This window comes from Dactylosporangium sp. NPDC049742 (assembly GCF_040674675.1).
Lineage (GTDB): Bacteria > Actinomycetota > Actinomycetes > Mycobacteriales > Micromonosporaceae > Dactylosporangium > Dactylosporangium maewongense.
The window spans coordinates 30,783-38,848 of sequence record NZ_JBFANF010000092.1; the positions used below are offsets into that span (position 1 = coordinate 30,783).

10 protein-coding genes are annotated in these 8,066 nt (G+C 73.9%); 4 read left to right on the plus strand and 6 right to left on the minus strand.

The annotated features are described in order from the left end of the window. Positions 1-248 precede the first annotated feature (248 nt). Both AB0J72_RS53960 and AB0J72_RS53965 read left to right on the plus strand, forming a co-directional pair. Positions 249-1,085, plus strand: a complete 837-nt coding sequence (locus AB0J72_RS53960; RefSeq protein ID WP_363415449.1) for a GIY-YIG nuclease family protein — start codon at positions 249-251, stop codon at positions 1,083-1,085. A gap of 108 nt (positions 1,086-1,193) precedes the next feature. Beyond that, positions 1,194-2,792 carry an alkaline phosphatase D family protein gene (locus tag AB0J72_RS53965; RefSeq protein ID WP_363415452.1) on the plus strand — a complete coding sequence of 533 codons (1,599 nt, stop codon included), beginning with the start codon at positions 1,194-1,196 and terminating at the stop codon, positions 2,790-2,792. A 95-nt stretch (positions 2,793-2,887) separates the two neighbouring features. On the opposite strand, the gene AB0J72_RS53970 is transcribed toward AB0J72_RS53965, so the two are convergent. From AB0J72_RS53970 to AB0J72_RS53985, 4 genes are all read right to left on the minus strand, one after another. Next, positions 2,888-3,517: a CPBP family glutamic-type intramembrane protease gene (locus AB0J72_RS53970; RefSeq protein WP_363415455.1), complete on the minus strand. Its 630-nt coding sequence runs from the start codon at positions 3,515-3,517 to the stop codon at positions 2,888-2,890. Further along, a complete protein-coding gene (locus tag AB0J72_RS53975; protein WP_344504494.1) occupies positions 3,517-3,984 on the minus strand; it encodes a DUF4442 domain-containing protein in 468 nt (155 codons plus the stop codon). Before AB0J72_RS53975 ends, AB0J72_RS53970 begins: the two co-directional genes overlap by 1 nt. Positions 3,985-4,046: 62 nt before the next feature. Beyond that, the gene (locus AB0J72_RS53980) at positions 4,047-4,484 is read right to left on the minus strand and encodes a hypothetical protein (RefSeq protein ID WP_363415458.1); all 438 of its coding nucleotides are present in this window, start codon (positions 4,482-4,484) and stop codon (positions 4,047-4,049) included. After that, the gene (locus tag AB0J72_RS53985) at positions 4,469-5,059 is read right to left on the minus strand and encodes a DUF4232 domain-containing protein (protein ID WP_363415461.1); all 591 of its coding nucleotides are present in this window, start codon (positions 5,057-5,059) and stop codon (positions 4,469-4,471) included. The genes AB0J72_RS53980 and AB0J72_RS53985 overlap by 16 nt, the downstream gene beginning before the upstream one ends. A 113-nt stretch (positions 5,060-5,172) precedes the next feature. Between AB0J72_RS53985 and AB0J72_RS53990 the strand changes: the two genes are divergently transcribed. Continuing rightward, entirely contained in the window at positions 5,173-5,754 is a 582-nt protein-coding gene (locus AB0J72_RS53990; RefSeq protein WP_363415464.1) for a hypothetical protein, read from the plus strand. Position 5,755: 1 nt separating this feature from the next. Here the strand turns inward: AB0J72_RS53990 and AB0J72_RS53995 are convergent, their stop codons facing one another. Further along, positions 5,756-6,655, minus strand: a complete 900-nt coding sequence (locus tag AB0J72_RS53995) for a LysR family transcriptional regulator (protein ID WP_363415467.1) — start codon at positions 6,653-6,655, stop codon at positions 5,756-5,758. A 70-nt stretch (positions 6,656-6,725) separates the two neighbouring features. On the opposite strand from AB0J72_RS53995, the gene AB0J72_RS54000 reads away from it, so the two are divergent. Beyond that, entirely contained in the window at positions 6,726-7,616 is an 891-nt protein-coding gene (locus AB0J72_RS54000) for an NAD(P)H-binding protein (protein WP_363415470.1), read from the plus strand. A gap of 4 nt (positions 7,617-7,620) precedes the next feature. On the opposite strand, the gene AB0J72_RS54005 is transcribed toward AB0J72_RS54000, so the two are convergent. Beyond that, positions 7,621-8,034, minus strand: a complete 414-nt coding sequence (locus AB0J72_RS54005) for a hypothetical protein (protein ID WP_363415472.1) — start codon at positions 8,032-8,034, stop codon at positions 7,621-7,623. Positions 8,035-8,066: the final 32 nt, after the last annotated feature.

Below are 8,066 nucleotides of genomic sequence, written 5' to 3' on the forward strand. Positions count from 1 at the left end.
GTCTGGGCGGTGCGGCTTGGTGGCGTGGCTTGAGCAGTGCGGTCTGGGCGGTGCGGCTTGGTGGCGTGGCTTGAGCGGTGCGGCCTGGGCGGTGTGTGTGGGCAGGAACGGCGAGCGCATGGGCTCGTGTCGCGTGCTGCCCCTGGCGCCGCGCTGGGCGTGAGCCTTGCGCACGACATCGAACCGGCCTGGTGCCTGGGACGGCGCCGAACTCCCGCGGGGTCGGTCATGAATGGAAGGATGCCGGCGTGGACGAAGTATTCGGAGTGCCTGAGCCGGCCGTGGTCGTGCCGCAGACCGACCCAGAGGCAGTGGTCGGCCCGGTGCGGCCCACGGATGCCGTGCGGGAGGAGATCACCGGACTGCTTGAGCGGGACGACTCCCGGCTCGGTGCGGTGTACCGCGCAACGCGGCGAGGGCTCACGCCGGACGAGATAGCCGCCGAGCTGCAGGTGACCACGTCGGGCTTTGTCTGGAACGTCAACCGCACCATCAAGGCGCTGGTTGAGGGGGATCTGCCGACCGCGCCGACGGTGGCGCTCGCCGTCTCGCGGAAGTTCCGGTCGATACTGCGGTCCTCGCGGCTGTCGTCGGCGACACGGAGGTATCTCGAGGTCAACCTCACCGAACTTGAGCGGCGGTCCAACGACGAGGGCGCCCGGGTCGTCGAGGCGCGGCAGGCGCAGGAGCAGACCGAGCAGGCGGAGTCGCAGAACCTGGTCGGCATCTACGTGTATGCGCTGCCGCACTATCTGCGATACCCGTTCGATCCGGAAAGCGGGCGCACGCTGATGAAGGTGGGCCGCAGCGACAGCGACGTCATCGTTCGATTCCGCAACCAGACCCGCATCACGGCATTGCCCGAGGAGCCGCTCCTGCTACGGATCTACCGCACGGACAGCGGTGATGCGCCGCCGGTGGAGTCGGACTTTCACAGGCTGCTGGAGGCGGCCGATCACTATCGCAGCGTGGCTCGGACCGCCGGGCGTGAATGGTTCGTCACCAGCCTCCGCTTCCTGGATGAGGTCGCGCGGGTAATGCGGCTGCCCATCGTCGTGGTGAACGAGGCCGCCGACGAAGGCTGAGGCGACGAGGCGGCTGGGAACGTGTGGCTGGCGTTCGTCCGGTGTTTCGGGGGGCGTTGGCGGGGTGGCGCAGAGTGGGGCGACGGGCGGATCACTCTGGGAGGGTTCATGGTTACTCGGCGTCAGGTGCTCACCACGACGGCGGTCTCGGCCGGGGCGGTGGTGTTGCCGTTGACGGTGGCGGACCCGGCCGTGGCGCACGGTGGGTCGTTGCCGGGGCACGCGGGGGTGTTCGCGCTCGGGGTGGCGAGCGGCGACCCGCTGCCCGACGGGGTGATCCTGTGGACCCGGCTGCTGCGGGCGGCGGGGCCGCTGGCGGCGCGGCCGGTCAGGGTCGACTGGCAGGTGGCGTCGGACGAGCGGTTCCGTGATGTGGTGCGGTCGGGGCACACGGTCGCCGTGCCGCAGCTGGGGCACTCGGTGCACGTGGACGCCCGGGGGTTGCGGCCGGGGCGTGAGTACTTCTACCGGTTCCGGGCGCTGGGAGAGCTGAGCCCGGTCGGGCGGACGAAGACCGCGCCGGCGCCGTCGGCGGACCGGGGTGGGCTGCGGTTCGGGATCGTCAACTGCCAGGACTTCCAGAACGGCTACTGGCCGGCGTACGCGGGGCTGGCCGCCGAGGACCTCGACGTGGTGCTGCACCTCGGGGACTACATCTACGAGTACGACCCGCACAGCGCGTACGCGGACCGGCAGCACACGACGCCGGCCACGGCCGGGCTCGACCAGCTGCGGACGCTCGACGACTACCGGGCCCGGCACGCGCAGTACAAGGGTGACCCGCTGCTGCAGGCGGTGCATGCCGCGTTCCCGTGGATCGTGACGTGGGACGACCACGAGACGGAGAACAACTACGCGTCGCTGACGGACGAGATCGACGACACGGGCGGGCAGCACCAGGCGCCGGAGGTGTTCGCGCGGCAGCGGGCGGCGGCGTACCAGGCGTACTACGAGCACATGCCGATCCGGGCGAACCTGAAGCCCGGCAGCGCCGACCTGCGGATCTTCCGGCGGTTCGACTTCGGGCGGCTGGCGCGGATCAACGTGCTCGACACGCGGCAGTACCGCACGGACCAGCCGGGCGGGTTCCCGGGCGACTTCGGGCTGCCGGGGGCGGGGACCGCGAACACGGGCGGGACGCTGACGGGTGAGGACCAGGAGCGGTGGCTGGCCAGGGGGCTGGACCACTCGCCGGCGCGGTGGAACGTCATCGCCCAGCAGGTCATGATGAGCCGCGTCAAGTTCCCGAACCCGGCCGGCGGGGTGCCGCCGATCGTGGCGAACCTCGACCAGTGGGACGGGTACGCCCCGCAGCGCGACCGGCTGCTGCGGCACCTCGTCGACGCGAAGGTCGCCAACCCGGTCGTGCTCGCCGGTGACATCCACTCGACCTGGCTCAGCGAGCTCAAGCTGGACTTCGACCGGCCCGAGCAGCCGTCGGTGGCGGTCGAGCTGACCGCGACGTCGATCAGCTCGGACTTCCCGATCGCGTTCGACGGGCCGCTCAAGGCGGTCAACCCGGCGCTCAACCCGCACGTGCGCTACTTCGACGGTTCGAAGCGTGGCTACCTGCGGTGTGAGCTCAGCCGGTACGGCTGGCGCACCGACGCCCGCACCGTGGACACGATCGCGAGCCGGACGGCACCGGTGAGCACCAGCGCGTCGTACGTCATCGAGGCCGGCACCTCGACCCTGCAGAAAGCCTGACCCGAAGGCCTGTCATGGAGGCCGGACCCGAAGGCCTGTCATGGAGGCCTGACGCAAGCGGACCACAGGGCATGGCGCGTGACCGGGCGGACCGGTCACGCGCCGTGGTAGAAGAAGCCGCCCAGGCCGACGGTGAAGATGAGCAGGCCGTAGGCGGCGTGCTCGACGGAGACCACGAACAGGGAGCGGGTCCGCTGGTAGCGGCGGGCGAACAGCCAGCCGCCCGCCAGGGTCAGCACGACCGCGAGGACGTTGCCGAAGATGATGTGCGCGAAGCCGAACGCGAGCGCGCCGGCGAGCGCGGCGGCAACCGGTGAGGGGAACAGCGGCGCGTACCGGTGCAGCAGGAACGCCCGGTAGAGCAGCTCCTGCGGGTAGACGGAGGCGAGCGGGTAGAACACGACGATCGCGGCCCACAGCAGCGGCCGCTCGCGGGGCAGGTCGAACAGCCGGTCCGGGGCGAGCCACGCGACCAGGCCGGTCATCGCCACGGCGGTGGCGCACCAGAGCGCCAGCATCGGGCCCCAGACGTCGCGGGCCCGCAGCGCGCCGGGGCGCCACAGGTCGCGGCGGTCGAAGCCGGGCTGCCGCCGCAGGTAGAGCACGGCGACGACGGCGAGCAGCAGCAGGACGGGGATCGGGCCGCCGGGCGGTGCCGCCACGGCGTACACCGCGATGAGCACGAAGAACACGAGCCCGAACTCGGCGGCGAGCCGGACCCGCATCAGGCGGCGCCAGGGGCGCGGCGGACGCTCCAGTCGAAGGTGCCCTGGCACACCACGACGCCGGTCTCGTCGGTGATGTCGGCGGTGGTGGCGATCCGGACCCGGTTGGCGACGCCGATGAACACCTCGGCGAGGGTCTCCCGGGCGTCGGGGTCGAGCCGGCAGGTGGCGGTCAGGTGCCCGCGGGCCGGCGCGAGGAAGCGCATGGTCGCGGCGGCGCCGAGCGGGACGACGCCCTGGACCGCGTCGGGGGTCGGGCACGCGGAGATGATCGCGGCGAGGCCGGCCGCGTCGGCGAGGGTGACGAGGCCGCTGGAGTGCAGCGATCCGATGACGTTGGCGAGGGCCGGCGGCGCAGTCACCGTGACCACGCCGACGCCGTTGACGGCGCGCACGACCTCGAGTCCCACGGTGCGGTGCGCCGGGATGGGGTCCAGCAGCGACCTGGCCAGCGCGGTGGCGTCCATTCCGCGACGGTGCGACGTCAAGATGACGGCCGTGTCACGCCCGCACCACGGCCGGGTGACGGTCAGCAGGCCGTGTCGCGCGGGAACGGCCAGAACCGGATCGCGGCCTCGACCAAGGTGGCGCTGGTGGGGTGCAGCTCGAACGCGACCACCCGGCCGGACACCGGTCGCGTGGCGCAGAGCGGCTCGGCGGTGGCGACGGTCCAGCCGTTCGCGGCCAGCAGGTCGGCGTGCCGGGCGCGGACGTCGGCCCAGCCGGTGCCGGCGGCGAGGGTGCGCTCGACCGTCACCGACCCGCGCGTCTCCTCGCCGGGGTCGCACGGGTTGCTCCGGTGCCGGGCGGTGATCTCGGAGCCCGGCACGTCGGCGGTCAGGACCGGGTCGCCGGCGAGCAGGTCGAGCAGCTCCGGCGGCGCCGTCCGGCAGCCGGCCCCGGGCGTGCCGATGGGGACCGCGCAGGCCGCACACAGGACGGCCAGCACGATCAGCCGGCGACCCAAGGGCTGACCCCCATCTTGCCCGTGTTGCCGGGGTCGGTCGACAGCGTCAGCGTGTGCCGCGCCTGACCCGGGGCGGCCGCCACGGAGATGTACTCGCCCTTGGCGACGGTCGCCGCGTCGGTGGTGAGGTTGCGCCACACCAGGACCGCGACGGCGGTCCCGCCGGGCGGAACGTCGAGGCGCTTCGGGCGGACGCCGTCGTAGCGCTCGATCGTCGCGACGTTGCCGGTGCCGTCGAGCACCGCGACGTCGAGCGGCCGCTGCTCGGCGTCGAGGACGGCGATGTCGGGGTAGCCGTTCAGGGTGTACACGGTCGTGCCGCAGTTGCGCAGCGTCACCCCGACCGCGCGCAGCCCCATCGCCGCGTCGACCTCCCCGACGGACAGCGCCACCCCGGCGGCGTCACACGTCGGCGCGGGTGCCGGCACCGGCGTCGGCGTCAGGGAGGGCGACGCCGACCCGATCGCCGGGATCGACACGTCGGGCCGGGCCGCGGGCGGGTGGGCCGGCGTCGTGCCGCACCCGGCCAGCGCCGCCACCGTCACCGCCACCGTCGTCAGCCGTCGTGCGCTCATTCCGCCGATCATGCCGTACCGCCGCGACCACCGCCGACCCGCGCCGGTCCCTGCACAAGGCCCTCACAAGGCCCTCACAAAGGCCCTTGCGCCGGCATGGAACGATCCGGCCCGTGACCGACGACGACCTCTTCAGCCGCCACGACGCGGCGTCCGCCCTGGTCCCTGCGGTGTTCGGCGACGGCGACGCGGCGAAGGCCCGCGCCCGCGTCCGGGCGCTCCTGGAGGCGCTCGGCGCCGAGATCAAGGGAGACCCGCCGCAGGCCGGCGACGGCCCGCCGTACCTCCTCGTCGTGCACACCAGCGACTACAACTACGAGAGCACGGTCTACGCGGTGCCGGACGACGCGGTCCCGCCGGCCGTGCGCGAGGCGCTGCGGGTGGTGCCGGAGTGCTTCGCCGCCCCCGACGACGCGTACCTGGCGTGCTGGGGCGGCATCCTGCGGCTCCTGGCGCTGTGGGGGCTCGACGGCCTCACCGCGGCCGCGTTCCACGACGTGATGGTCGAGGACTTCGGCGCCGCGCACGGGCACCGCGACCTGCCGGACCTGGCGGAGATCACCGCGCTCGGCGGCGCCTGGCGGGCACACGAGGTGGCCCGCCTCGACCAGGGCGGCACGACCGTCGTCGACGCGTCGGCGCCGTGGCTCGGGCACCGCTACCGGGAGCTGTACCTGTTCCGCCAGAGCATGTGAGTCACCGGCCGTCCGAGGAAGCGCCGGCGGCCACGCTCACGGCCGACCGGACGAACGCCGCCACGGCCGGTGAACGGGAGTCCCGCGGCCACGCCACCACCAGGGTGTTGGGCTTGAGGTCGTCAACGGTCCGGTACGCGATCTCGGGCCGGGGATGCCGCCGGGCCACCGACGATGGCGGGAACCACACCATGCCGCCCAGCGCGACCAGGTTGAAGATCTGCGCCAGATCCAAACTGGGCGCAGAGAGCGTGCCGGATGCGCAGCGGGCCGGCTGGTCGCCGCCGAGGTCGGCCGGCGCGCCGTCGGGCAGGACCCGGCCGGCGAGATCCGCCAGGCACAGCCGCGACCGGGCCGCCAGCGGATCGTCGGCCGGCAACGCGACGAGCCGGGGCTCGGTCAGCAGCGGCTCGCGGTCCAGCCCCCGGTCGTCGAACGGCAGCGGCAGCAGCGCCACGTCCGCGCTGCCCTCCCGCAGCGCCGGTGCCTGCTCGCCCTTGCCGCCCATCAGCAGCTCGACGGGCGGCGCCGTCGCCCCGTCCCGGAACGACGCCTGGAACGCGGCGAGGATCCCCGGCAGCAGCCCTGCGTCGTAGTCGGCCTTCAGCGCGACCCGCAGCCCCGGCTCCGGCCGCCCCGCGTGCCGGGCCCGCCGCTCCGCCGCAGTGACCGCGTCGAGAGCCGTCCGCGCGTCGCGGAGGAACACCTCGCCGGGGGCGGTCAGCGCCACCTGCCGGGTGGTCCGCTCCAGCAGCCGCACGCCGAGGCGCCGCTCCAGGTCGCGGATCGCCCGCGACAACGGCGGCTGCGCCATGCCGAGCCGCTCCGCCGCCCGCCCGAAGTGCAGCTCCTCGGCGACGGCCACGAAGTACCGGAGCTGCCGCACCTCCAGGCCACTCATACCGTCAGGGTATCAATGCCGATCGTATCGGTCCTTCAGGTCCGGCGCCGGGCCGCGTTGACTGAGCCGCATGATCGTTGTCACCACGCCGACGGGCGGCATCGGCCGCCAGGTCCTCGACCACCTCCTGTCCGCGCCCGGGGCCGGCCCGCTCCGCGTCGTCGCCCGCGACCCCGCCCGCCTCCCCGCGCACGTCCGCGACCGCGTCGAGGTCGTCACCGGCTCGCACGCCGACCCGGACGTCGTCGCCGCCGCGTTCGAGGGCGCCGAGGCCGTGTTCTGGCTCGTGCCGCCGGACCTGGCCGCGGCGAGCGCCGAGGACGCCTACACCGGCTTCACCCGCCCCGCCGCCGACGCGTTCAAGCGCCACGGCGTCGAGCGGGTCGTCGGCGTCTCCGCCCTCGGCCGCGGCACGCCGCGGGAGCGCCACGCCGGCCTCGTCACCGCGTCGCTCGCCATGGACGACCTGATCGCCGCCGGCGGCGTCGGCTACCGCGCCCTGGCCCTGCCGTCCTTCATGGACAACCTCCTCGACCAGGCCGCGTCGCTGCGCGACCAGGGCGTGCTGCGCTCCATGCTCGCCGCGGACCTGGCCGCCCCGACCTGCGCGACCCGCGACATCGCCGCCGTCGCCGCCCGCCTGCTGCTCGACCGCGCCTGGACCGGCACCGGCAGCGTCGCCGTCCTGGGCCCCGAGGACCTGTCGTTCACCGACATGGCCGGCATCCTGTCCGACGTCCTCGGCCGCCCCGTCCGCTTCGAGCGCACCCCGCCGGACGCCTTCAAGGCCCGCCTCCTCGGCCACGGCGTGTCGGAGCCGATGGCCCGGGCGATGGTCGACATGTTCCTCGCCAAGGACGCCGGCCTCGACAACGCCGAACCCCGTACCCCGGCCACCACCACCCCGACCACCTTCCGCCAGTGGTGCGAGGAGGTCCTGAAGCCTGCCCTCGAAAGCTGAGCGGTCACTGGGCGGCGGCGGTGGCCGGGGCGTGCGCGAGGACGGCGGCCGCCGCGACGGTGACGATGACGGCGGTGACGGCGACCGGGGCCCAGCCGGTGCGGACGTCGTCGCCGAAGAGCAGGACGCCGGCGGCGGAGGGGACGATGACCTCGACGATCCAGAGCAGGGCGGTGACGGGCCCGACCTGGCCGTGCTCGAGGGCGTGGGCGTACAGGAGCATGCCCGTCACGCCGAAGACGGCCAGGGCCCACACGAGCGGCTCCAGCAGGAACGCGCCGGAGAAGCTGACGGCCCGGGCGCAGAGCGCGGCGCCGCCGAAGGCGAGGCCGGCGACGGCGCCGGCGAGGTTCGGGGCGCCGCGCCGGCGTACAAGGATCTCGTCGCCGACCAGGTGCGCGCACTGGGCGCAAACCACCCGGAAACGCTGACGAACAAAGCAAACCTAGC